Here is a 24,959-nt window from a genome sequence, read left to right on the forward strand (position 1 = left end):
GCGCCCCCACACCACGAGACGCTCAAACCACCCTGGCCCGTTGCCTCCCGGCCAGAATCGCCTCCACGGTCTCCTCCACCGTCAGCTCGGACGTGTCCAGCCACAGGCCGATCCGCGGGGTCCCGGTCCGCAGCACGCCGTCGAGTTCCTCGACGGTCCAGGCCCCGTAGCCCGTCTTCTCCCGCCCGGCCTCGCGCGTCGCCACCGCGGCCGGGCCGGGCGCCAGCACGACCACGTGCAGCGGGCGGGTGCGCACCAGCCGCACGTATGCCGCCAGCTCCTCGCCGAGCACCACGTCCTGCACAACCGCCGTGAACCCGGCCTCGGCGTACGCGTCCGCCGTCGCCGCCGACAGCCGGTACCGCAGCCTGAGTTGGGCCTCCCCCTCGCCGCCCGCGCCGGGAACGTACTCCTCCCGCCCGGAGACGATCATGCGCCGGAAGACGTCCCCGCGGACGTGCGCGGCCCGCGGCAGCCGCTCCGCCAGCGCCTGCGCGACCGTCGATTTCCCGGCCGCCATCACACCGGTGATGAGCACGACCCCGCCCATCAGGACATCCGGGGCGCCGTGGGCGCCCAGGGCGCGCCCGCTCACTGACCCGTGACCACCGCGGCCTGCGGCCGGATCGGCAGCCGGTTCACGGGGCGGCCCGTGGCGGCGCGTACGGCGGAGGCGATGGCCGCCGGGGACGTGACCACCGGCACCGCGCTGACCGCCTTCGCCCCGAAGGGCGCCACCACGTCCCGCTCCTCGACCAGCTTCACGATCCGGATGTCGGGCGCGTCCAGGGCGGTCGGCAGCGCGTATCCCGTCAGGTCGGGGTGGCGGATCAGCCCGCGCGGGGTGCGCAGGTTCTCGGTGAGCGCGATGCCCACGCCCTGCGTCACCCCGGCCTCGATCCGGGCGGCCAGCTGGGCCGGGTTCAGCACCCGCCCCACGTCCTGGGCGACGGCCAGCTCCACGACCCGTACCGAGCCGAGCTCGATGTCGACGTCCACCACCGCACGGATCGCGCAGAAGGACATCCCCACGAAGGCGTCGCCCTGCCCGGACTCGTTCAGGGGTTCCGTCGGGTGCGGGCGGCACTGGGCGGTGGCCCACAGCTCCTTGCCCTCCATCGCCTCGGTGACGGTCGTGGAGAGCACGCCGTCGTACGAGGTGATCTTGCCGTCGGTGATCTGGAGGAGCTCGGTGGACATGCCGAACTTGTGCGCCAGGGGCTGCAGGACCTGGGTGCGGACCATCTTGGCCGCGCGCTCCACGGCACCGCCCGACACCCAGGTGTGCCGGCCGCGGCAGCCCGCGCCGGCCGGGGGCTGGTCGGTGTCCACCGGCGCCACGTGCACCTCGTCGATGCCGAGGGTCTCCTGCACGATCTGCCGGGCGAGGGTGGTGAAGCCCTGGCCGGTCTCGACGGCCGCGCACAGCACGGTCGCCACGCCGCCCTGCACCTTCACGGTCGCCGTGGACACCTCGTCCGCGCCCTCCGCGCCGAGCATGTGCACCATGCCCAGGCCGTAGCCCACGCCCCGGCGCACCGCGCCCGGTTCACCGGCGCCCTCGGGGCCGCCGGGCAGCAGCCACTCCTCCTCGGGGGTGTCCTTGGGCAGCGGGGGCAGGGGGTGGTCCCGTACGGCCTGCAGGAGCTCCGCGACCGGTGCCGGGCACGTCACCGTCTGGCCGGTGGGCAGCACATCCCCCGTGGCCATGACGTTCCGCAGGCGCACCTCCGCCGGGTCGAGGCCGAGCTTCTTCGCCAGCTTGTCCATCTGCGCCTCGTAGGCGGCGCACACCTGCATGGCGCCCTCGCCGCGTACGTGGCCGGAGGGCGGGTTGTTGGTGCGTACGGCCCAGCCCTCGATGAAGGCGTTCGGGACGACGTACGGGCCGCAGGCGAAGGCGACCGCGGCGGCCAGGGCGTCCGAGGAGGTGTCGGCGTACGCGCCCGCGTCGAGCAGGATCTGCGCCTCGACCTTGACCAGCTTTCCCTCGGTGTCGGCGTGGTGGCGGTAGCGCAGCAGGGTGGGGTGCCGGTGGGCGTGGCCCAGGAAGGATTCCTCGCGCGTGGCGGTGAGTTTCACCGGGCAGCCGGTCTTCAGGGCGAGCAGGCCGAGCGGCAGCTGGAAGCTCTGGTCCTCGCGGTCGGCGGTGGCCCCGGGGACGCCCGTGACGACGATCTTCACCCGTTCGGGTTCCAGGCCGTAGCAGGCGGCGGCCGTGTCTCGGTCGGTGTGCGGGTCGGTGGAGGCCAGGTACAGCTCGACGCCGCCGTCGGGGCGCGGCACGGCCAGGCCCGCCTCCGCGCCGATGGGGGCGGGGTCCTGGCGGCCGATGCGGTACAGGCCCTCGACGACGACCTCGCCGTGCGCCTCCGGGTCGCCGTGGCGCAGCGGGATGTGCCGGATCAGGTTGCCGTCGGGGTGCAGCGGCTCGGCCTCGAAGGCCTGCTCCGGGTCGGTCACCGGGTCGAGCACCTCGTACTCGACGATGACGGCGGCGGCGGCCATGCGGGCCGTGTCGGGGTGGTCGGCGGCCACGGCCGCGATGGGCTCGCCGTGGTGGCGTACGACGTCGGAGGCGAAGACCGGGCGGTCGGCCGTGCCGCGGCCGTGCAGCGGGCTGCCGGGGACGTCCTCGTGCGTGACGACGGCCCGTACGCCGGGCATCTCGCGCGCGTGGGAGGTGTCGATGGACAGGATGCGCGCACGCGCGTGCGGCGAGCGCAGCACCGCGCCCCACAGCAGGCCCTCGGCCCACAGGTCGGCGGCGTAGGGGAAGGTGCCCTCGGTCTTCGCGCGCGCGTCGGCGGCCGGGAGGGAGGCGCCGAGGCCGTGCGGAATCGGTTCGGGGGCGGGCGCGGGGGCGGCCTCCGCGGGCTGCGCGGCCTGCGCGGTGGCTGCTTCGTTGCTCACGCGTGGCCTCCGTCCTGGCCGTAGGGCTGGTCATGCGGTCCGGGGGGCGAGAACCCCTCGGGGTGGATGCCGCCGGCTCCCGGGCCCGCCTGGTGAGGGATACGGGGTTCGTCGGCGTCCGGCTCGGCGTCGTCGGCGGTGGTGTGCGCCTCGCGTTCGGCGACGACCTCCTGGACGGCCCGGACGACGCCCCGGTAGCCGGAGCAGCGGCACAGGTTGCCGCACAGGGCCTGGCGGGTCTCCAGCTCGGTCGGGGCCGGGTTGCCCTCCAGGAGGTCGTGCACGGTCATCGCCATGCCGGGCACGCAGAAACCGCACTGCACCGCGCCGCACCGGGCGAGCGCCCGCTGCACGTCCGACGGCTGCCCGTCGACGGCCAGGCCCTCGACGGTCCGGACCTCGCTGCCGGCCGCGGTGGCGGCCGGGACCAGGCAGGAGGCGACGAGCCGTCCGTCGACCTGCACGTTGCACGCCCCGCACTCGCCCTGCGAGCAGCCGTCCTTGGCTCCCGCGAGGCCGAGGCGCTCACGCAGCACGTACAGCAGCGACTCGCCGATCCAGGCGTCGGTGACGGGGCGGTCGGTGCCGTTGACGCGCAGCACGTACGAGGCGAGGGGGTGCTCCTCGCGCGGGGGCGCGGGGGGCGGGTCCTGCGGCGGGGCCGCCGAGTCGTGCGCTGCGGTGGCCTGGGCGTCGGAGGCGTCCCCGGCATCCGGTGCGTCCGGTGCGTCCGTGGCCTCCTGGGCCGGCCCCTGGGCGTTCTCCGGCGCGTCGGGCGCGTCCGGGCGCTCGGCGTCGGCGGCCTCCGGCCCCGGTTCCGCGTCCGTCGCGGCGTCCGGAACGGAGTCGCCGTGCGGCTCGGCGGGCCCGTCGGCGGCCGCTGGGGCCCTCTGGGCGTCCTCGGCCGCCTCGTTTGCCTCACCGCGCCCGGGAGCGGACTGTGAGGCGTCCTGGGCGGGCTGTGGGGCCTCCGGAGCGGATTCCGCGGGCGTCTCGGCGGCGGCCTGCTCGACGGGCTCCGTCCCGGCGTGCGGGGCGGTCGCCTCGTACGGCTCTGTGCGCGACTGGTGGTCGGCGGAGGCGGACTGCTCGGGCGCGTGACCGGAAACCCCGGACTCCTCCGGCGCGTGGCCGGGATCGCCGGACTCCTCCGGCGCGTGGCCGGGATCGCCGGACGCCTCCGGCGCGTGGCCGGCCGACGGCTGCTCGGCCGACGGCTGCTGGGCCGCGGGCCCGTCCGGGACGGGCTCCCCGTGCGGGTGCCCGGCGGGCTGCTCCGGCGCCTGGCCCGCGGCCCCGGCCTGGTCGTGCCCGTGCCCCGCACCCGTCTGCTGGGGCGGGTGTCCGGCACCCGCCTGCTCGGGAGGTGCCATCGGCCCCCACGGCTGCCCCACGGACTGCGTCGCCCAGGGGGCTGACGCGCCGCCCGGCAGCGTGGCCGGCGGGGTGCCGCCCCACTGCTCGACCAGCGCGGAGGTCGTGAACTCGCCCGACTCGTCCGGGAGATCGCCCCCGGCGACGGGGATCGACCACTGCCCCGTGACGTCGTGCCCGGGTGCGGCCGAGGCGGCCTCCGCGGCCTGGGTCTCCTCGAAGTTCCACTGTCCCGTGGCCCCGGGGTGGTACGCGAACCGGTCGTGCGGGGTGTGCTGCTGCGCCCCCGCGTTGGTGTCGTGGTACTGGGATCCGGCGCCGGGGTCGTGCTGGTGGTGACCGGCCTCACCGCCGTGCTGGTGGTGACCGGCCTCACCACCGTGCTGGTGGTGCGAGGGATCGTCACCGTGCTGAAGGTGCGAGAGGTCACCGCCGTGCTGGTGGTGGCCCGCGTGCGGGTCGTGCCACTGGGCACCGTCGACGGGCGCGCCGGGCACCGCCCAGGTGCCGGTGGCGGCGGGGTCGGTGCCGGCGGTGGTGGCGGGGGCGACCGTTATCTGCGGCGGCACGTAGCCGTGGCCGGGCGCGGCGAGGGGGCTGTCGGCGCCGGCCAGCAGGGCGTCGACGCCTCCCTCGGGGAGCTGGACGAAGGCGGTGGCGCCGTCGTCGTAGTCGCCCTGGGGCAGCGGGTCCCAGCGCCCGCCGCCCTGAGGCGTGCCCTCTCCGTGCTGGTCGTCGGTCACGACAGCGCCCTCCCCAGTGCTCGTCGGGCCAGCGCGGCGACGGTGCGCCGCAGGTGCAGTACGGCGGGCGGAAGCTGTTGCACGGAGCCGTCCTCGGCCGGGGCCGGGTCGGGGATGCAGGCCGCGGCGACGTACTCTCCGAAGGCGCCCAGCGCCTCCGGCACGATCGCGCGGTTGTTGTCCCAGTCGATGAGCTGGGCGACCCAGTGCTCGGCCTCCAGGGGCCGCAGCGGCATCGGCGCTATGGCGCCGACCGCGCAGCGCACGCCCCGGCGCGCGGGGTCGAGGACCAGGGCCACCGACGCGATCGCGCGCCCCGGACCGGTGCGGCCGGTGGCCTTCACGAAGACCTGCGGGGCGTGCAGCAGCGGCACGCGCACGTAGCCGATGAGTTCACCGGCGCGCAGCATGTCCATCCCGGCCAGCAGGTGCGACACGGGGATCTCCCGGCGGGCTCCGCCCGGGCCCGCGATGATCAGCGTCGCCTCCAGGGCGGCCAGGACCGGCAGGGCGTCCCCGGTGGGGGCCGCCGTGGCGATGTTGCCGCCCAGGGTGCCCGCGTTGCGGATGTGCGGCGGGCCCGCGGCGCGCGCGGCGGCGGCGAGCGCCGGGATGAGGGCGGCGAAGTCGGGGCGCCCCATGCGCGCGTGCGTGAGGCCGGCGCCGAGCAGCGCGTGACCGTCCTGGTACTGCCAGCCGCGGATCTCGCTGATGCGGCCGAGACCCACCAGGGCGGCGGGCCTGAGCTGCCCGGAGTTGACGGCGGCCATCAGGTCGGTGCCGCCCGCGACGGGCACGGCGGCGGGCGTGGCGGCCAGTGCCGCCACGGCCTCGTCCAGCGTCGTGGGCAGCGTGACGGCCTGCGCCGCCTGCGGTGCGTGCGTGGTCAAACCGGCTTGCCCCTTCCCGCTGCCCCACCTGGTCCCGCCTGTGCTGCCGTACGGTACGTGCTGACAGGGCGGACGTGGCAACTCTGGCACATCTTCGCAAGCGCCGAGGACACGGGTCCGCTAGGGGGCATTCGCCCACCTCACCGGGGAGATGGTCCGTTTTCGCACGCCTTCACCGGTGCGATCGAATTGGCACTCTTCGGTGACCCTTGCGTGCTTTTTCCGTGACGTGTTCGGACGTGCGTCCGCACGTGTGCTAACGCCTGGGGGGCGGACCGTCGATCGGGCGCCCCAGGACGCCCGGCCGCTTCTGCCAGGGCAACGGCCCGGTGGGCGGCCGGTAGGCGACACCCAGGGCGTCAAGTCGCCGGTAATGGGCGGCCATCCGCCGCTCGAAGCCGGCGAAGTCCCGCTGCGCCGGGGTGGGCAGGTCGCTCCAGGCCACCTCGGCGAAGGCGGCGAGCCGGGGGAAGACCTGGTAGTCCACGCGCGCGTGGTCCTCCATCACCTCGGTCCACACGTTGGCCTGCGTGCCCAGCACGTGCCGGACCTCCTCGGGCGTCAACTCCGGCGGCACGGGCTCGAACCGGAAGACGTCCTCCAGGGTGCGCACGTACCCGATCGGTACCGGCTCGTCGGCGCCCGCGTCCTGACGGTGGTCCAGGTACACCTGCTGCTCGGGGCACATGACGACGTCGTGCCCGGCCCGCGCGGCGGCGATCCCGCCCGCGTAGCCGCGCCAGGAGGACACGGCCGCCCCGGCCGCGAGTCCGCCGTCCAGGATCTCGTCCCAGCCGATGAGCCGGCGCCCGCGCGCGGCGAGCCACCGGCCGAAGTGGCCGATGAACCAGGCCTGGAGCTCGTCCTCGTCCTTGAGCCCGAGTTCCCTGATGCGCGCCTGGGCGGCCTCGGACCGCTTCCACTGGTCCTTGGGGCATTCGTCGCCGCCGACGTGAATGAACTCGGAGGGGAAGAGGCCGAGCACTTCCTCGAACACGCCCTCGTAGAAGCGCAGGGTGTTGTCAGTGGGGGCGAGTACGTTCGGATTGATCCCCCAGGTGTCCCAGACGGTGAGGGCGGTGTTCCCTTCGATGGATGCGGTGATGACGTCGGTGTTGCCGAGTTCCGGATACGCGGCGATGGCGGCCTGCGAGTGGCCCGGCACGTCGATTTCGGGGACGACGGTGATATGCCGCTCGGCGGCGTACGCGACGATCTCGCGGATGTCGTCCTGGGTGTAGTAGCCGCCGTGCGGCTTCTCGTCCCACAGCGGTGAGGCCCGGTGGCCGATTTTCGTGCGCGCCCGCCAGGAGCCGACCTCCGTCAGCCGCGGGTACTGCTCGATCTCGATGCGCCAGCCCTGGTCGTCCGTCAGATGGAAGTGGAAGACGTTGAGTTTGTGCGCCGCCATCAGGTCCAGGTAGCGCAGAACACCGTCCTTGGGCATGAAGTGCCGGGCGACGTCGAGCATGAGACCGCGCCAGCGGAAGCGGGGGCCGTCTTCGATGATCTGGTGCGGGATTCCGCGCTCGGCACCGGGTCGTACGGGCGCCTTCCGGAAGGCGTCCGGTCCGAGCAGCTGACGCAGCGTCTGGGCGCCCCAGAAGACGCCGGCCGCGCTGCCGCCGGTGATCTCGATGCCTCGGTCGGCGATGACGGCGAGCCGGTACGCCTCGGGCTCCAGGCTGCCGTCGAGGCGCAGCCGCACGCTGTCACGGGCGTCCTCGGGCCCGGGCCGAAGCGGCAGCCCCAGGGCGGGGCCGAGCGTGGTGCGCAGCCAGCGTTCGGTGCTGCCGGTGCCGGGCGCGGCCCACAGGGTGGTGTCCTCGGTGAGCAGGACACCGCGGCGCACGGGCCCCTCGATGGCGCGGGGCGCCGGAACGAGTTCCGGCGGCGAAATCACGTCAGTCACGTCAGTCCTTTACCGCTCCGCCCAGTCCCGAGACCAGCCGTCGCTGTACGGGTACGAAGAAGACCAGCACCGGATCGTCCGGCTTGCAGAACACCAGCAGGGCCATCGGCAGGGCCGGCTGGGAGGTGTCGATGATGAGGAACGACTTGGCGAACAGGAAGTCGTTCCAGGCGGAGTCAGGACCTGCCACATGAATCGCGCGCGGCTCGCCCCGTCGATGTAGTCGGGCTCCGCCAGGGCCTCCGAAACGGCTTTCATGACATCAGCAAGGCGGTCCGGAAGCGGAACCGGAATCGCGTCACGGCGGTCGCGGCGAGAAAAGCGATCAAGGCCGAAGCGATCACGACGCAGCCCGCGACGACAGGCCTGTTGAGGAAGCAACGGCCGAATTCGGCGAACAGCACAAAGACCCCCAGGGCACGCAAAACGCACCCTGGAGGCCCTACGCCTCAGCGACCGGTACGGCTACTTGTCGCCCTTGCCCTGGTCGTCGCCGCCGGCGCCCATGGAGTCGTAGATCTCCTTGCACATGGGACACACGGGGTACTTCTTCGGGTCGCGGCCCGGCACCCAGACCTTGCCGCACAGCGCCACGACGGGGGTGCCGTCGAGGGCGCTCGCCATGATCTTGTCCTTCTGGACGTAGTGGGCGAAGCGCTCGTGGTCACCGTCACCGTGGGAGGTCTGCGGCGTCGGCTCAACGAGGGTCCCCGTACCAGTCCCGCGCTCGGGCTCAAGAGTGCTCATAACAGCCAAGGGTACTGAAGCTCACACGGATCAGTTGAGTGAAGGGTCGTCCGGGTACGTCGCCACCATCGCCAGCTCGTTGCGCTGGCGGCGCAGCACCTCCCGCCAGAGTCTCTCCGGGGCCGGGGAGGAGACGTCGCCGGGCTCCGACTCGACGACGTACCAGGCCCCGTCCACCAGCTCGTCCTCCAGCTGGCCGGGGCCCCAGCCGGCGTATCCGGCGAAGATCCGCAAGGAGCCGAGGGCGGAGGCCAGCAGCTCCGGCGGGGCCTCCAGGTCGACCAGACCGATCGCGCCGTGCACCCGGCGCCAGCCGATCGGGGCGCTCTGCCCGGACGCTCCGCCGGGGACCACGGCGACCCCGAGGGCCGAGTCCAGTGACACCGGGCCGCCCTGGAAGACGACGCCGGGTTCCCCGGCGAGGTCCGCCCAGCCCTCCAGGATGTCGCCCACGCCCACCGGGGTCGGACGGTTGAGGACGACACCGAGGGAGCCCTCCTCGTCGTGGTCGAGAAGGAGCACCACCGCGCGGTCGAAGTTCGGGTCCGCCAGGGCGGGCGTGGCCACGAGCAGCCGCCCTGTGAGCGAGGACACCTCGGTCATGCCAGACATGATCCCGCATCTTCCCGCCCCGTGGGGAGGCAATCCGGGGTACGGAAGTGCGCGCAGGTCGGAGCACGCGCGTGGCACCCGTCGCGCACCACGGCGGTCGTGACCCCATGTGCCCGGCGTGGAACGGTTCGTGTTGTGACACAGCTATGACGATCCCGGGCCGTCCTCGGGCTTACTTGAGGGGGGTCGGCGGCCATTACTCTGTCTCTTCGGCCCCTGCCCCACTCCACGGAACGCGAGATTCATGACCGTCAACGGCTCTGATGACGTACTGCTTGTCCACGGCGGAACCCCGCTGGAGGGCGAGATCCGTGTCCGCGGTGCGAAGAACCTCGTGCCGAAGGCCATGGTCGCCGCCCTGTTGGGCAGTGAGCCAAGTCGGCTGCGCAACGTTCCGGACATCCGCGACGTGCGCGTCGTCCGCGGTCTGCTGCAGCTGCACGGCGTGTCGGTCCGCCCGGGCGAGGAGCCCGGCGAACTGGTGCTCGACCCCACCCGCGTCGAGAGCGCGAACGTCGCCGACATCGATGCCCACGCGGGCTCTTCGCGCATCCCGATCCTGTTCTGCGGCCCGCTGCTGCACCGTCTCGGGCACGCGTTCATCCCGGGCCTCGGCGGCTGCGACATCGGCGGCCGGCCCATCGACTTCCACTTCGACGTGCTGCGGCAGTTCGGCGCGAAGATCGAGAAGCGCGCGGACGGGCAGTACCTGGAGGCGCCGCAGCGGCTGCGCGGCACGAAGATCCGGCTGCCGTACCCGTCCGTCGGCGCGACCGAGCAGGTGCTGCTGACCGCCGTCCTCGCGGAGGGCGTGACCGAGCTCTCGAACGCGGCCGTGGAGCCGGAGATCGAGGACCTGATCTGCGTCCTGCAGAAGATGGGCGCCATCATCGCGATGGACACCGACCGCACCATCCGCGTCACCGGTGTGGACAGGCTCGGCGGCTACAACCACCGCGCCCTCCCGGACCGCCTGGAGGCCGCGTCCTGGGCGTCCGCGGCGCTGGCGACCGAGGGCGACATCTACGTCCGCGGCGCCCAGCAGCGCTCGATGATGACGTTCCTGAACACCTACAGGAAGGTGGGCGGCGCGTTCCGGATCGACGACGAGGGCATCCGCTTCTGGCACCCCGGCGGCCACCTGAAGTCCATCGCCCTGGAGACGGACGTCCACCCCGGCTTCCAGACCGACTGGCAGCAGCCCCTGGTGGTGGCCCTCACGCAGGCCACGGGCCTGTCCATCATCCACGAGACGGTCTACGAGTCCCGCCTGGGCTTCACCTCCGCGCTGAACCAGATGGGCGCCCACATCCAGCTCTACCGCGAGTGCCTGGGCGGCTCCGACTGCCGCTTCGGCCAGCGCAACTTCCTGCACTCGGCCGTCGTGTCGGGCCCCACCAAGCTCCAGGGCGCCGACCTGGTCATCCCCGACCTGCGCGGCGGCTTCTCGTACCTCATCGCGGCCCTGGCGGCCCAGGGCACGTCCCGCGTGCACGGCATCGGCCTCATCAACCGGGGCTACGAGAACTTCATGGAGAAGCTCATGGAGCTGGGCGCGAAGGTCGAGCTGCCGGGCAAGGCGCTCGGCTAGAAGTCTCGGATACGCCGATGGGGCGGTCACCCGGACCCGGGTGACCGCCCCATCGGCGTTGGTGCAGCGCCCTGAGGGGCGCGGAGAACTGCGCGACAAGCCACAACGGACCCGCAGCCGCCCACGGCGCTGACCCGGCGCGGCGCTTACGCGCTTACTTACCCTTGGCGGCTTCCTTGAGCTTGGAGCCCGCGGAGACCTTCACGCTGTAGCCGGCCGGGATCTGGATGGGCTCACCGGTCTGCGGGTTGCGCGCGGTGCGAGCGGCACGGTGGGTGCGCTCGAAGGTCAGGAAGCCGGGGATGGTGACCTTCTCGTCCCCCTTGGAGACGATGTCGCCGACGACGTCGGCGAACGCGGCCAGCACGGCGTCGGCGTCCTTGCGGGTCACCTCGGCGCGGTCGGCCAGCGCGGCCACCAGCTCACTGCGGTTCATGTTGTTACTCCCGTGTTCATCTTGCCGTTGAGGCGTCGAAGCCGATGCTGCCAGGGTCCTCGGTGAGTCCCCGGACCCGGGTCCGTCGTCAGACCCTCGCGCCCAGGGACGCATCCTGCCTCTACCTGCGGCGGGAAAGCCAATCCGGCACCCGCAGGAGTCGTGAGAACACCCTTGGGAGTCACACGAAAAGAGGGCCTGAGCCTGGCCGACACGATAGAGGGCGGTGCCGACAGGACGGTTCCCCGACGCGCCGTCTCCCGGCCAGGCGTGGCAATCCTCACAACCGTCGCCGGGCGCCTACAAGTGGGTCGCCGACGCCCCCGCCGCCTTGGCGGCCTCCCGCACCGCACCGGCCACCGCGCCCGCGACCTTGTCGTTGAAGACGCTCGGGACGATGTAGTTCGGGTTCAGCTCGTCCTCGGTCACCACGTCCGCCAGCGCCTTCGCGGCCGCGAGCATCATCTCCGTGTTGACCGTGCGGGACTGGGCGTCCAGCAGGCCGCGGAACACACCCGGGAAGACCAGCACGTTGTTGATCTGGTTCGGGAAGTCGGAGCGGCCGGTGGCCACAACTGCCGCCGTCTGACGGGCGATTGCCGGGTCCACCTCGGGGTCCGGGTTGGCGAGCGCGAACACGATGGCGCCCTCCGCCATGGCGGCCACGTCCTCGCCGTCCAGGACGTTGGGAGCCGAGACGCCGATGAAGACGTCGGCGCCGCGCACGGCCTCCTTCAGCGTGCCCGTCAGGCCCTCGGGGTTGGTGTTGTCGGCGATCCAGCGCAGCGCCGACCCGGGGGCGGCGTCGACCAGGTCCTCGCGGCCGGCGTGCACGACGCCCTGGATGTCGGCGACGACGGCGTTCTTCACGCCCGCGGCGAGCAGCAGTTTGAGGATGGCCGTACCGGCCGCGCCGGCGCCGGACATGACGACCCGCACGTCCTCGATCGCCTTGCCCACGACGCGAAGCGCGTTCGTGAGAGCGGCGAGGACCACGATCGCGGTGCCGTGCTGGTCGTCGTGGAAGACGGGGATGTCGAGGGCCTCGCGCAGCCGCGCCTCGATCTCGAAGCAGCGGGGGGCGGAGATGTCCTCGAGGTTGATGCCGGCGAAGCCGGGGGCGATCGCCTTGACGATCTCGACGATCGCGTCGGTGTCCTGGGTGTCGAGGCAGATCGGCCAGGCGTCGATGCCGGCGAACCGCTTGAACAGGGCCGCCTTGCCCTCCATGACCGGCAGGGCGGCCTTCGGGCCGATGTTGCCCAGGCCCAGCACGGCGGAGCCGTCCGTCACGACCGCGACGGAGTTGCGCTTGATGGTCAGGCGGCGGGCGTCCTCGGGGTTCTCGGCGATGGCCATGCAGACGCGGGCCACACCCGGCGTGTAGACCATGGACAGGTCGTCACGGTTGCGGATGGGGTGCTTCGACGCCATCTCGATCTTGCCGCCGAGGTGCATGAGGAACGTACGGTCCGAGACCTTGCCCAGCGTGACGCCCTCGATGCCGCGGAGCTTCTCCACGATCTCGTCCGCGTGCGCGGTCGAGGTGGCCGCGATCGTGACGTCGATCCGGAGCTTCTCGTGTCCGGACGCGGTGACGTCGAGGCCGGTCACCGAGCCTCCGGAGGACTCCACGGCGGTGGTGAGCTGCGAGACGGCGGTTCCGCTCGCGGGCACCTCCAGCCGGATGGTCATCGAGTAGGAGACGCTGGGCGCCGTTGCCATGGCCGACTTCCTCTGCTTTCACCTGTCGCTGCGTTGTGCCGTCCGATCGTCGCACCTACCCCTGAGTACGCGGTAGCCGCCCTGGATTGCGAACGTTTTGTTCGCGCACAGGCCGGGTAAAGGCGCCACTTTCGGAAAATAACTTCCACCATACGAGAGACGATCGGGAGTCGCCAAGAGGCCGCAGGCGGCCGGGCAAGGAAAGAGGCCCACGTCACGGGGTGACGTGGGCCTCTTCTTTCTCGTTCAGTGACACCGACCCGCCATGCTCGCCTCGCGGCAAGTGGTCGCTCGTAGCGACGAAGGTTGGGCCCGGGGGCTTGGATCGGGCCGGTGCCACAACCAGGCTAACAAACAGATCCCGTAAGCCCATTCCCGTACCGAAAGTTAACGTTCAGTCCCTCAGGAGGTCCGGGACGCCGCTCGCGTCCGGCTCGTCCCGCTCTCCCGACACCACCGTCAGCTGCTGGGTGGCCCGGGTCAGGGCGACGTAGAGCACGCGCAGGCCGGCCGGTGACTCGTCGGCGATCTCCGCGGGCGACACGACGACCGTCGCGTCGTACTCCAGCCCCTTCGCCTCCAGGCTTCCGAGCGCCACCACCCGGTCGCCGAGCCCGGCGAGCCAGCGCCTCGCCTCCTCGCGGCGCTGCATGGCGACGACCACGCCGACCGTGCCGTCCACCTGCTCCAGGAGCCGCTCGGCCTCCGCCCGCACGGTCTCGGCGAGCGAATCCCGTACGACCGTGCTGTGGCCCTTGTTCGTTGTCACAGAACTGTTCGCTGTCACAGAACTGTTCGCTGCCGCAGAACTCCTCGCTGCCGCAGAACTCTTCGTTGCCACGAAACGCGGGCGCACGCCGGTGGAGCGCACCGCCTTCGGCGCCTCGGAGCCGGGCATGGCCAGGGTGAGCACCTTCGACGCCAGCTCGGCGATCTCCGCGGGGTTGCGGTAGTTCACGGTGAGCTGGAAGCGACGGCGCGGGCGGGTGCCGAGGGCCTCGTCGCGGGCCTGGGCCGCCTCGTCGGGGTCGGACCAGGAGGACTGGGCCGGGTCGCCGACGACCGTCCACGTGGCGTGCCGGCCGCGCCGGCCGACCATGCGCCACTGCATCGGCGTGAGGTCCTGGGCCTCGTCGACGATGACGTGGGCGTACTCGATGCGCTCCTGCGCAAGGCGCTCGGCCCGCTCGCGCTGCGACTCCTCGCGCACCGGCATCAGCTCCTCCAGGCCGGTGAGCTGGTCGAGGGGGTCGAGCTCGCGCTTCTTCCGGGGGCGGGCCGGGGCGCCGAGGACGGCCTGCAGCTCGTCCAGCATCGCGATGTCGTGCACGGAGTGACCGTCCCGCTTCAGGGAGCGGGCCACCTTGCGGATCTCACCGGGGTTGAGGATCCGGCGGGCCCAGCGGCCCAGGCGCCGCTCGTCGGCCATGGCCCGCAGCACGCTCTGCGGGGTCAGCTCCGGCCACCAGCCGTCGAGGAAGGCGATGAAGTCGTCCTCGGAGGTGATGTCCTCGTCGAAGGAGGAGCGCAGCTCGGCGGCGAGCTCGGGGTCGGTGTGCCGGCCGGCCGCGCCCGACTTCTCCCACAGGGCGTCCAGGAGCAGCTTGCGGGCGCGGGGGCGCAGGAGGTTGACGGGGGCGGTGCCGCCGAGGGCGGCGCGGCGGATCCGGTCCAGGTCCTCGGCGTCCAGTTCCAGGCGGCGGCCGAAGGCGACGACCCGCAGCCGGGCCGGTGAATCGTTCAGCTCCAGCGCGCCGCGCGCGGCCTTCCGCAGCACCTTGAGCATCCGGGAGGAGCCCTTGGCACGGGCCACGGCCGGAGAGTCGTACAACGTCGCCTCGGCGCCCTCGACCAGCGAGCCGATGGCGCGGATGGCGACCTGGCCCTCCTCGCCGAGGGAGGGCAGCACGCCCTCGGTGTACGCCACCAGCAGCGGGGTCGGCGAGACGATCAGGATGCCGCCCGCGTACCGGCGCCGGTCCTGGTAGAGGAGGTACGCCGCCCGGTGCAGCGCGACGGCCGTCTTGCCGGTGCCGGGGCCGCCCTCGACATACGTCACCGAGGCGGCGGGGGCGCGGATCACCAGGTCCTGCTCGGCCTGGATGGAGGCCACGATGTCCCGCATGGTGTGGCTGCGGGCCTGCCCGAGCGCGGCCATCAGGGCGCCGTCGCCGATGACGGGCAGTTCGTGGCCGTGGAGGTAGGCCTTCAGCTCGGGGCGCATCAGGTCGTCCTCGACGCTCAGCACCCTGCGCCCCTTGGAGCGGATGACGCGCCGGCGCACGACCCGTCCGGGGTCGACCGGGGTGGAGCGGTAGAAGGGGGCGGCGGCGGGGGCCCGCCAGTCGATGACCAGCGGGGCGTAGTCCTCGTCGAGGACGCCGATGCGGCCGATGTGCAGGGTTTCGGCGATGTCGGCGGTGTTGTCCGGGCGTACGGCGCCCTCCGCCGGCTCGACCGCGGTGTACGCCCCGTCGGGCCCCTTCTTCCCGTCCTTGCCGGGCAGCAGGTCGATGCGGCCGAAGAGGAAGTCCTCGAACTCGTTGTTCAGCCGACTGAGGTGGATTCCCGCCCGGAAGACCTGCGCGTCCCGCTCGGCGAGCGCGCCGGGGGTGCCGACCTGGCCGCGCTGGGCCGCGTCGTGCATGAGGAACTCGGCCTCATGGATCTTCTCCTCGAGGCGGCGGTACACCCGGTCCAGGTGTTCTTGTTCGACGCTGATCTCTCGGTCCCGTACCGAGTCGGATACGGCATCGCGAACCGAGTCGACCGCGGATTCCTGTTGAGCCTGAGCGGCCACCGGGCCCCCTTCTGACGTGCTGGGCAGCCGTCAACCGTACGCGAAGGGGGCCCCGGGCGGGAAGCTACGCGTCGACCTCGACGAGCTTCTTCCCGTCGAAGCTCACGATCTCGAAGTGATCGATGTCGTTGGGCTCGAACGCGGCACCGCCCTGGACGTACAGCGGCTCCCTGGCCTGCTCGGTCTTGGCGTTCGGGATGCCGTAGCCCCAGTTCGGGACGGACCAGGAGGTCAGCGTCTCGCGTTCGCCGTTCTTGCCCACCGCGATCAGGGCGCACTTCAGCGGGCCCTTGAGGTTCTTGAGCTCCAGGATCGCGCCGGTGCCCCAGTCCTTCTTCTGCAGGGCGACGGTCGCGGAGACCTTGGTGGTCGGGTCCGTGGCCGTGATCTTGTCGGAGATGCCCTCGAAGGCCTCCTTGGCGGGGCTCGACGCGAGCGGCCGGTTCTCCCTGGTGCCTCCGTCGTCGCCGCCGCTGGTCGCCACCGCGACGAACGGGCCGCCGATGATCATCGCGGCCGCGGCGGCCACCATGTAGAAGCTGCGGCGGCGCTTCTGGGCGCGGCGCTCGGCGACCTCGTCGACGAGCTTCTCCACCAGGCGCGGGCTGGGCTTCGCGGACAGCGACTCGCCGATCGAGGGGGTGCCGGCGCCGGGCAGGTCCGCGAGCGCGGCCAGCATCGGCTCCATCCCGGCGAGCTCGTCCAGCTGCTGGGCGCACCACTCGCAGGTCGCGAGGTGGGCCTCGAAAGCGGTTGCTTCGGCGTCGTCGAGAATGCCGAGTGCGTAGGCGCCGACGGTCTCATGCTCGTTCGGCACCGGTGATCCCTGCATGGGACCAGACATACCCGTACCGCCCGTTCCGAATCCCTGATATCCCCCGTACCCGCTCATCACGCCGTCACCCCCCGCTCCTCCAGTGCCAGCTTCATCGAACGCAGGGCGTAGAACACCCTGGAGCGGACGGTTCCGCTCGGTATGCCCAGGGTCTCGGCCGCCTCATTGACGGTACGCCCCTTGAAGTACGTCTCGACGAGCACCTCCCGGTGGGCCGGGGTCAGGTCGTCGAGTGCGTCCGACAGCGTCATCAGCCACAGCGCCTTGTCGATCTCGTCCTCCGCGGGGATGACCTCCAGCGGCGACGGATCGACCTCCTGCGGCCGGGCCTGCCGGCTGCGGTGGCCGTCGATGACGATGCGCCGGGCGACCGTCACCAGCCAGGGGCGTACCGAACCGGTCGCCCGATTGAGCTGACCGGCGTTCTTCCAGGCACGGATGAGCGTCTCCTGCACGACGTCCTCGGCGCGCTGCCGGTCTCCGGCGACCAGCCGCAGCACGTAGGCCAGCAGGGGTCCGGCGTGTTCGCGATACAGCGCACGCATCAGCTCCTCGTCGGGTTCCGAGGGCTGGGACATGCGATGTCGGGCCCTCGGTGCTCGTTCATTGGCCACGACGGAATCCTTGCGCACGCCCACCTCCGGTGTCCGGGGGTTCCCCCAGTCGGTCGCTCGTCCACCCGTACGCAGAGGGCGCGTTGAGTGTTCAATGTGAGGTGACAGTTTTCTCCGGGGTGACGTGACGAGCGGGACATGGGAGCACATTCCCACCGCGCGATCTTTACATTTCCGACACGGCAGGCAAGATCACGGCGGCTGCCCCTACGGGACCGTAGGTAAACGGCATCAGACCTCGCTGGAGCACCAGCGCCTCCGGCGTCCCCGGGACGTGTCCAGGTACACGATCGGGCAGTTGTCGCCCGCGCACTGGCGCAGACCCGCCCGGGCGACGGGGTCGGTGAGCAGGTCGACGGCGTCCCGGGCGACGGCGGCGAGCAGGGCCGCGCAGGCGGGCGGGCCGTCCAACGTCCGTACGAGGGCCCCGTCTTGGGCGCGGATCGCGCGCGGGGCCGGGGGCGGGGTGCGGGCGAGGTCGTTGACGCGGGTCAGCGCGAGGTCGTACGGCCGTGCTCCGGGCGACAGCCAGCCGCGTATCAACCGGTCGGCCTGGCCGCGCAGTTCGCGGAAGGCGACCGGCCAGGAGGCGTCGGCGTGGGCCAGCGGGGTGTCCGCGGGGACGAGGCCGGAGCCGGTGATCCAGACGCGCAGTGCCTCGATGGAGTCGAGCCGTTCGACGGGGTGTGTGGTCGCGAGGAGATCCAGACAGATCCGCCCGGCGTCGAAGCGCAGCTCGTACGGGGCCGTGGCCGTACCCAGTGCCATGTGCCTGTCACCGCCTAGGGTTACCCCGGTCGGGAGGGGGTCGGTGAGATGCCAGTGAGGGGCTGAGGAAGCGTTCCCTCCCACAGTGCCTGCCCACGTGCGCGCCCGGAACCCCTCGCACGCCTGCTCCTGGACGCACGCGTATGCGACCGCGCGTTCCGGCCCAGGGGGTCAAAGGCAACTGCATTGGGCGTCCAGGGCCCCCACCCACTGACGGGGAGTCAGACCGCGGCGGTCGTCAGGCGTCGGCGTACTTCGAGTCGGCCGCCGGGTCCAGGGCCAGCCGGTAGCCGCGCTTGACCACTGTCTGGATCAACTTCGGTGCCCCGAGGGCCGTACGCAGCCTGGCCATCGCGGTCTCCACCGCGTGCTCGTCGCGCCCCGCGCCCGGCAGCGCGCGCAGCAGTTCGGCGCGGGCGACCACCCAGCCGGGCCGCCGGGACAGGGCGCGCAGCAGGGACATCCCGGCGGGCGGCACCGGCTTGAGCTCGCCGTCCACCAGCACCGCGTGCCCGCGGATCTCCACCCGGTGCCCGGCGATCGGCAGGGACCGCGCCCGGGCGGGCAGTTCCTGGCACAGCAGCTGGACGAGCGGGCCGAGCCGGAAGCGTTCGGGCTGGACCGTGTCGATGCCGTGGGCCTGCAACGGCAGCGCGGTGACCGGGCCGACGCAGGCGGACAGCACGTCGTGGCTGAGGGCGGCGAGCACCTCGGGCAGCAGCCCGCGCTCCTCGGCCCGCGACAGCAGGGAGGCGGCGGCGGGCGCGCTGGTGAAGGTCAGCGCGTCCAGGCCGCGGGAGACGGTGGCGTCCAGGAGCCGGTCGACGGGCCCGATGTCCTCCGGCGGCATCCACCGGTAGACGGGCACCCCGACGACCTCGGCGCCGCCCTCCCGCAGCGCCTCGACGAAGCCGGGCAGCGGCTCGCCGTGCAGCTGGATGGCGATACGGCGGCCCTCGACGCCCTCCTCCAGCATCCGGTCGAGCACCTCGGCCATGGACTCCGACGACGGCGACCACTCCTCCGTCAGCCCGGCGGCCCGGATCGCGCCCTTGACCTTGGGCCCGCGCGCCAGGATCCGCACCCCGCGCAGCCGGGACAGCAGCTCCTCGCCGAGGCCCCAGCCGTCGGCGGCCTCGACCCAGCCCCGGAAGCCGATCGCGGTCGTGGCCACGACGATGTCCGGCAGCTGCTCGATGATCTCCTTGGTGGCGGCGAGCAGCTCACTGTCGTCGGCGAGCGGCACGATGCGCAGGGCGGGGGCATGCAGGACGGCGGCGCCGCGCCGCTGGAGCAGTGCCCCCAGCTCGTCGGCCCGGCGGGCGGCGGTCACGCCCACGGTGAACCCCGCGAGGGGGCCGTGTTCTGGTCGCTGTTCTTGCTCGTACATGGCTCTCGTCCCGCACTCGAGTCGTCGTACCTGCGTGGAGTACCGGCGGTACTGCATGTCACTGCGGTACCTGATGGCCCTGCCTGCATGCCGACCGAGCCTGTCAACGGCTCGTGACAGGCTCGGTTCGGCTTGATGTCGACGGTGTTACGTCACACCTCGGCGTAGTTGAGCTGCGGCTTCGTGTCGGCGCTGGCCACGACCTGGCTCCGGGTGGCCGAGCGGCGAAGGTATACGGCCCAGGTCACGGCGAAGCAGGCGCCGTAGTAGGCGAGGAAGGCGACGAACGCGCCGGTGCCGGAGCCGTAGGAGAGGAACGACTGCCGGAAGGCGAGGTTGATCCCGACACCGCCGAGCGCGCCGACGGCGCCGATGAGGCCCATGGAGGCGCCGGACAGCCGTCGCCCGTAGGAGGCCGCGGCTTCACCGGTGAGCCCCTTGGCGTGGGCCTTGGCCTGGAAGATGCCGGGGATCATCTTGAAGGTCGAGCCGTTGCCGAGCCCGGTGAGCACGAAGAGCACCACGAAGGCGACGGTGAACAGCACGAGCGACTTCTGCATGGAGGCGGCGATGAGCACCGAGGTCGCGGCCCCCATGGCGACGTAGTTGTAGAGGGTGATCTTCGCGCCGCCGTAGCGGTCGGCCAGCCAGCCGCCGAGCGGCCGGATCAGCGAGCCGAGCAACGGGCCGATGAAGGTGACGCCCGCGGCCTGCAGCGGGGTGCGGCCGAACTGGTTGGTCAGCACCTGGCCGAAGGCGAAGCTGTAGCCGATGAACGACCCGAAGGTGCCGATGTAGAGGAAGGACATGATCCAGGTGTGGGCGTCCTTCGCGGCGTCCTTGGCGGCGCCGGTGTCGTTCTTCACGTTCTCGATGTTGTCCATGAAGAGCGCGGCGAGGACGGCGGCCACCACGATGAGCGGGATGTAGATCCCGAGCAGCACCCGCGGACCCCCGCTGGCACCGATGATCGCGAGCGCCACGAGCTGGATGACCGGGACACCGATGTTGCCGCCACCGGCGTTGAGCCCGAGGGCCCATCCCTTCTTCCTGAGCGGGAAGAAGGCGTTGATGTTGGTCATGGAGGAGGCGAAGTTGCCGCCGCCGACGCCGGCGAGCAGGCCGACGAGCAGGAAGGTGGTGAAGGAGGTGCCGGGCTCCATCACCATGAACGCGGCGACGGACGGGATGAGGAGCATGCCGGCCGAGATGACCGTCCAGTTCCGCCCGCCGAAGAGCGCGACGGCGAAGGTGTAGGGGACGCGGACGACGGCGCCGACGAGCGTGACCACCGACGTCAGCATGAACTTGTCGGCCGGGGTCAGCCCGTACTCCGGGCCCATGAAGAGCACCAGCACGGACCACATGGTCCAGACCGAGAACCCGATGTGCTCGGACAGCACCGAGAAGATCAGATTGCGCCGGGCGACCTTCTCTCCGGTCTCCTTCCAGAAGGTCTCGTCCTCCGGATCCCAGTGCTGGATCCAGCGACCGCCCCTGCTCGGGGGTGCGGGGGCTGTGCTCGGGGCTGTCATGACGCCTCCACGGTGCTCGGGGCTCGGGTGGTTCGGTGCTGAGCGGTGATGAGTCCCGAAGGTAGGGAGGGCGCGTTTCCTGTCTGTGGCACCGGGTGACCGGAAAGGAACTTTGCTCTCACCTCGGGCAGGGGCGGGATGAGAGGTTCCGGGCGGGTGACGGTGCTGGGCCGGTGCTCGGTCAGGACCGTGGGGGCTGCCAGTGGGGGTTCTGGCGGGGGTACGGCTGGGGCTGGACGTGAGGGCCGGGGCCTGGGGCGGGGCGGCGTAGGGGCCCGGGGTCTGGGCGGGGGGCTGCTGAGAAGGGTACGGGGTGGGCGGGGGCCGGGCGGTGTACGGGCCCGTCGGCCGGGGCGGCGCATGGGGCCCGTGGGCTGGGGCTGGGCGTACGGGCCGCCCGTCGGCTGGGGCCGGGCGTACGGCCCCGGCGCCTGCTGTCCTGTCAGGCAGAACAGCGATCGGCGGGTCCGGCTGTCCTCCTGCGGACCCCGCGTAAGGGAATCAGGGTGGCTTCCCGCTGCGTTCGGCCGACAGCCACACGGGCGTCGCCCCGCGTCACACCCTTCGCCGGGTCCCCGTCGCACCAGCTCCCCGTCGCCCACGCCGTACCCCGTTCGGCCACAGCCGCGGCTTCCGCTGCGCCGCCACGTCCTCGATCCAGCCGACCGCGACGATCGTCAGTCCGATCAGGGGCCACACCAGGACGAACATCCACACCATGTACGTGGCGTCCAGGGCGGCCACCGCGTCCTCGCTCCCCATGAACGGCAGCTCGTACAGCAGGTCCAGGATCGGGACCGTGGCCATGATCAGCATGTTGTGCCACAGGTAGATCGTGACCGCGCGGTGGTTGGAGAGGGTGACCAGCTTGTCCCAGCGGGACAGGCGGCCGGGCAGGGTCTGCCAGGACGGCGAGTACCGGAGCAGGATCGCCACGAAGCCGAAGGACCAGGTCGCCTGGGCCGGCGGGATGTCGTTCAGGTCCCAGCCGTCGGGGCCCAGGTGGTTCGAGGCCCACCACAGGCCGAAGGCCATCAGCAGGGAGGCGCCGGAGACGGCGACGTAGCGGGGGATCCGCTGGAGCAGGCCCTCGTGGTGGGCGAAGCCCAGGAGCCAGCAGCCGCCGTAGACCGCGAAGTCCGTCACCGCGTTGCCGGTTTCTCCGGGGATGGTCACCAGGCCCGTTCCGACGACCGCCGTCAGGGCCAGGGGTGCCAGCAGCGTCGGCCACGGGGCCCTGCGGAACGCCCACAGCAGGAGCGGGGACGCCACGACGAACCACAGGTACGCGCGCAGGTACCACAGCGGGCCGGCCGCCTGCACCGCCCAGGTGTCCTCCACCAGGCCCGACGTGGAGCCGATGTGCCAGGGGAAGGGCGGGGCGCCGATCGGGACGATGTAGTTGACCAGTTCCAGGAGGCCCCAAGTCCCGCCGTCCTCGGGTTGCTTCGCCGGGTTCCATCCGTCCGCGAACATCAGGGCCGGCACCACCGCGCTGAACGCCCACAACGGGGGCAGCAGGCGGCGGATCCGGCCCCTGATCACACTCCACGCCGGGCGGTTCAGCGAGCGTGCCATCAGGGCACCCGCCAGCGCGAACATCACGCCCATCGACGGGAACAGCACCGTCAGCCACGCCCAGCCGAAGAGGTGGTAGACGACGACACGGACCAGGGCGATGGAGCGCAGCAGGTCCAGGTAGCGGTCGCGGTCCGGCTTCCGCGCCGCCGGGCCGGGGGCGGGTGCCGGTTCCGGCGTCCGCGTCCGCGGCCGCGGGATGCCGTACGACGGTGTGGCCTCCGTATCCGTATCCGTCCTCGGCTCCGGCCCGGTGGGATGTCCGTGCGTCATGCCACCGGCCTCCGATCCGCGCTGTCACCCGTCCGCGGGCGCGGCACCGCGCCGCCGCCGGGTGCGTCCACGACGCCGGTGCGACGCAGCTTCTGCCAGCGCAGGCGGCCACCGGTGAGGGCGGTGATCCAGGACTGGAGCAGCACGACGTACATCAGCTGGCGGTAGAGGAGCTGTTGCAGCGGCAGGGAGATCAGGTGGGTCATGCGTTCGCGGTCCAGGCGGAAGGCGTACGCCGCGCAGACCGCCTGGATCGCCAGGACGCCCAGCCAGGCCGTGACGGTCTTCTGGGTCGGGCCGAAGACGAGCCCGTAGAGGAGGAAGACGTCGATCAGGGGGGCCAGGAGCGGGGCCAGCACCATGAACAGGGACACCAGGGGCAGGCCGACCCGGCCGAAGCGGCCGGACGGGCCCCGTTCGACCAGCGCCCGGCGGTGTTTCCAGATCGCCTGCATGGTGCCGTACGACCAGCGGTAGCGCTGGGACCACAGTTGCTGGACCGTCTCGGGGGCCTCGGTCCAGGCGCGCGCGTTCTCCGCGTACACCACGCGCCAGCCGTCCCGGTGCAGGGCCATGGTGATGTCGGTGTCCTCGGCGAGAGTGTCGTCGCTCATGCCGCCGACCCGTTCCAGGGCGGAGCGGCGGAACGCGCCGACCGCGCCGGGGATCGTCGGCATACAGCGCAGCATGTCGTACATGCGGCGGTCGAGGTTGAAGCCCATCACGTACTCGATGTGCTGCCAGGCGCCGATGAGGCTGTCGCGGTTGCCGACCTTGGCGTTGCCCGCGACCGCGCCCACGCGCGGGTCGGCGAACGGCTGCACCAACTCCCGCACGGTGGAAGGCTCGAAGACCGTGTCGCCGTCCATCATCACGATCAGGTCGTGGCGGGCGTTGGCCACACCCCGGTTCAGCGCGGCCGGCTTGCCCGCGTTGAGCTGGCGGATCACCCGGACGTTGGCAGGCCCATCGCCTCGACGATCCGGGCCGTGCCGTCGGTGGAGCCGTCGTCGATGACGAGGACCTCGACGGGGTGGTCGCTCGCCGCGAGGGAACGGACCGTGTTCTCGATGCACTTGGCCTCGTTGTACGCCGGGACCAGCACCGACACCGGTTCGGTGACCGGCGGCCCCCAGCTGAAGTCGCGGCGGCGCACCCGGCGTGCGTGCGCCCCGGAGAGCAGCAGCATGAGCACGAAACGGGCGATGACGAGCGTGCCGACGACCGCGAGGCCGACGACCAGACCGTCGGTGATGTGCTCCGCGGCCTGGACCAGGACGATCCACGCCTTGCCCTTCCACAGCTCCAGGCCCGTGACCCGGGTGTGCGCGCTCGGGGCGTGAAGTGCCTCGGTGAGGTTGGCGAACTCGTAGCCCTGCTCCCGCAGGTCCGGCAGCATCCGGTCCAGCGCCGCGACCGTCTGGGAGCGGTCGCCGCCGGAGTCGTGCATCAGGACGATCGCGCCCTTGCCGCCCTTCGGGGTGGCCTTGCGGATGATCTCCTCGACACCGGGCCTGCGCCAGTCCTCGCTGTCGGTGTTGTTGACGACGGTGAGGTAGCCGTGGCTGCCGATGTACTCGGTCACCGGCCAGGTCCGGTTGTCCATGGCGGAGGAGAAGGACGAGTACGGCGGCCGGAAGAGCGAGGTGCGGATGCCGGCCGCGCCCGAGAGCGCGAGCTGGTTCTGGGACAGCTCCCAGTCGATGCGCTTCTTCGACTGGTAGGACAGGTCCGGGTGGTTGAAGGTGTGCAGGCCGATCTCGTGGCCCTCGTCGACCATGCGCCTGACCAGGTCCGGGTGGCGCGAGGCCATGGTGCCGGTGACGAAGAACACCGCGTGCGCGTCGTGCTTCTCCAGGACGTCCAGGACCTTCGGCGTCCAGGTCGGATCCGGGCCGTCGTCGAAGGTGAGGACGAGGCGGTGGTCCGGTATGCGCAGGGTCTCGGTACGGCCGCCGCGGGTGTCGATGACCGGGCCGCCCTCGAGGATCTTCCGCGGCACCTGGTCGGTGGCGGCGGGCGGCCCGACCCGGTGGTCGGCCAGGATCTCGCTGTGCACGAATCCGCGCAGCATCAGCATCGCCATCAGGGCGACCAGGACGAGCACCGGCAGCAGCAGGCGCAGCGGCAGGCGGCGACGCCGGGAGCCGTCACGGGCTCCGGTCGCGGGCCCGGGTCGGCGGGTGCGGAAGGCCATCAGAGGACGCGCTCCAGGGGTGGTGC

Annotated in this window: 17 protein-coding genes and 2 pseudogenes; 1 reads left to right on the forward strand and 18 read right to left on the reverse strand. The window is 72.0% G+C overall.

Annotated features, from left to right (window positions below; all coding sequences use genetic code 11):
• Positions 1-22 precede the first annotated feature (22 nt).
• The 8 genes and pseudogenes from ACYVMZ_RS05875 to ACYVMZ_RS05910 form a co-directional block, all read right to left on the reverse strand.
• Positions 23-550, reverse strand: a complete 528-nt coding sequence (locus ACYVMZ_RS05875; protein ID WP_461076368.1) for an AAA family ATPase — start codon at positions 548-550, stop codon at positions 23-25.
• 41 nt (positions 551-591) lie between these two features.
• The gene (locus ACYVMZ_RS05880; protein ID WP_461076103.1) at positions 592-2,913 is read right to left on the reverse strand and encodes a xanthine dehydrogenase family protein molybdopterin-binding subunit; all 2,322 of its coding nucleotides are present in this window, start codon (positions 2,911-2,913) and stop codon (positions 592-594) included.
• Positions 2,910-5,030 (reverse strand): (2Fe-2S)-binding protein, encoded by a 2,121-nt coding sequence (locus ACYVMZ_RS05885; protein WP_461076105.1) that lies wholly within the window; start codon positions 5,028-5,030, stop codon positions 2,910-2,912. Before ACYVMZ_RS05885 ends, ACYVMZ_RS05880 begins: the two co-directional genes overlap by 4 nt.
• Positions 5,027-5,920: an FAD binding domain-containing protein gene (locus ACYVMZ_RS05890; RefSeq protein ID WP_461076107.1), complete on the reverse strand. Its 894-nt coding sequence runs from the start codon at positions 5,918-5,920 to the stop codon at positions 5,027-5,029. Before ACYVMZ_RS05890 ends, ACYVMZ_RS05885 begins: the two co-directional genes overlap by 4 nt.
• A 256-nt stretch (positions 5,921-6,176) precedes the next feature.
• Positions 6,177-7,823: a beta-N-acetylhexosaminidase gene (locus ACYVMZ_RS05895; RefSeq protein ID WP_461076370.1), complete on the reverse strand. Its 1,647-nt coding sequence runs from the start codon at positions 7,821-7,823 to the stop codon at positions 6,177-6,179.
• Positions 7,824-7,833: 10 nt separating this feature from the next.
• A pseudogene (locus tag ACYVMZ_RS05900) lies at positions 7,834-8,224 on the reverse strand (ABC transporter permease family protein); the annotation flags it as partial.
• A gap of 73 nt (positions 8,225-8,297) precedes the next feature.
• Positions 8,298-8,579 carry a DUF3039 domain-containing protein gene (locus tag ACYVMZ_RS05905; protein ID WP_461076109.1) on the reverse strand — a complete coding sequence of 94 codons (282 nt, stop codon included), beginning with the start codon at positions 8,577-8,579 and terminating at the stop codon, positions 8,298-8,300.
• Positions 8,580-8,609: 30 nt separating this feature from the next.
• Complete coding sequence (locus ACYVMZ_RS05910) at positions 8,610-9,182, reverse strand: YqgE/AlgH family protein (RefSeq protein ID WP_461076111.1); 573 nt, start codon at positions 9,180-9,182, stop codon at positions 8,610-8,612.
• A gap of 253 nt (positions 9,183-9,435) precedes the next feature.
• On the opposite strand from ACYVMZ_RS05910, the gene murA reads away from it, so the two are divergent.
• Positions 9,436-10,782 carry a UDP-N-acetylglucosamine 1-carboxyvinyltransferase gene (murA, locus tag ACYVMZ_RS05915; RefSeq protein WP_461076113.1) on the forward strand — a complete coding sequence of 449 codons (1,347 nt, stop codon included), beginning with the start codon at positions 9,436-9,438 and terminating at the stop codon, positions 10,780-10,782.
• Positions 10,783-10,936: 154 nt separating this feature from the next.
• Here the strand turns inward: murA and ACYVMZ_RS05920 are convergent, their stop codons facing one another.
• The 10 genes and pseudogenes from ACYVMZ_RS05920 to ACYVMZ_RS05965 form a co-directional block, all read right to left on the reverse strand.
• On the reverse strand, positions 10,937-11,218 hold the full coding sequence (locus tag ACYVMZ_RS05920) for an HU family DNA-binding protein (RefSeq protein WP_003990598.1): 282 nt from the start codon (positions 11,216-11,218) through the stop codon (positions 10,937-10,939).
• A gap of 300 nt (positions 11,219-11,518) precedes the next feature.
• Positions 11,519-12,943, reverse strand: a complete 1,425-nt coding sequence (locus tag ACYVMZ_RS05925; protein ID WP_461076115.1) for a malic enzyme-like NAD(P)-binding protein — start codon at positions 12,941-12,943, stop codon at positions 11,519-11,521.
• 394 nt (positions 12,944-13,337) lie between these two features.
• Positions 13,338-15,743 (reverse strand): HelD family protein, encoded by a 2,406-nt coding sequence (locus ACYVMZ_RS05930; RefSeq protein WP_461076117.1) that lies wholly within the window; start codon positions 15,741-15,743, stop codon positions 13,338-13,340.
• A 64-nt stretch (positions 15,744-15,807) separates the two neighbouring features.
• Complete coding sequence (locus ACYVMZ_RS05935; RefSeq protein ID WP_461076119.1) at positions 15,808-16,635, reverse strand: anti-sigma factor family protein; 828 nt, start codon at positions 16,633-16,635, stop codon at positions 15,808-15,810.
• Positions 16,635-17,156, reverse strand: a complete 522-nt coding sequence (locus tag ACYVMZ_RS05940) for a sigma-70 family RNA polymerase sigma factor (protein WP_010039908.1) — start codon at positions 17,154-17,156, stop codon at positions 16,635-16,637. Before ACYVMZ_RS05940 ends, ACYVMZ_RS05935 begins: the two co-directional genes overlap by 1 nt.
• A 267-nt stretch (positions 17,157-17,423) precedes the next feature.
• Entirely contained in the window at positions 17,424-17,960 is a 537-nt protein-coding gene (locus tag ACYVMZ_RS05945; RefSeq protein ID WP_461076121.1) for a CGNR zinc finger domain-containing protein, read from the reverse strand.
• Between the two features lie 238 nt (positions 17,961-18,198).
• Positions 18,199-19,350, reverse strand: a complete 1,152-nt coding sequence (locus tag ACYVMZ_RS05950) for a uroporphyrinogen-III synthase (RefSeq protein WP_461076123.1) — start codon at positions 19,348-19,350, stop codon at positions 18,199-18,201.
• Positions 19,351-19,502: 152 nt separating this feature from the next.
• Entirely contained in the window at positions 19,503-20,885 is a 1,383-nt protein-coding gene (locus ACYVMZ_RS05955; protein ID WP_461076125.1) for a nitrate/nitrite transporter, read from the reverse strand.
• 555 nt (positions 20,886-21,440) lie between these two features.
• Entirely contained in the window at positions 21,441-22,736 is a 1,296-nt protein-coding gene (locus ACYVMZ_RS05960) for an acyltransferase family protein (protein ID WP_461076127.1), read from the reverse strand.
• Positions 22,733-24,933, reverse strand: a pseudogene (locus tag ACYVMZ_RS05965) (glycosyltransferase). The gene ACYVMZ_RS05960 and the pseudogene ACYVMZ_RS05965 overlap by 4 nt, the downstream one beginning before the upstream one ends.
• Positions 24,934-24,959: the final 26 nt, after the last annotated feature.

The organism is Streptomyces deserti (assembly GCF_054782695.1).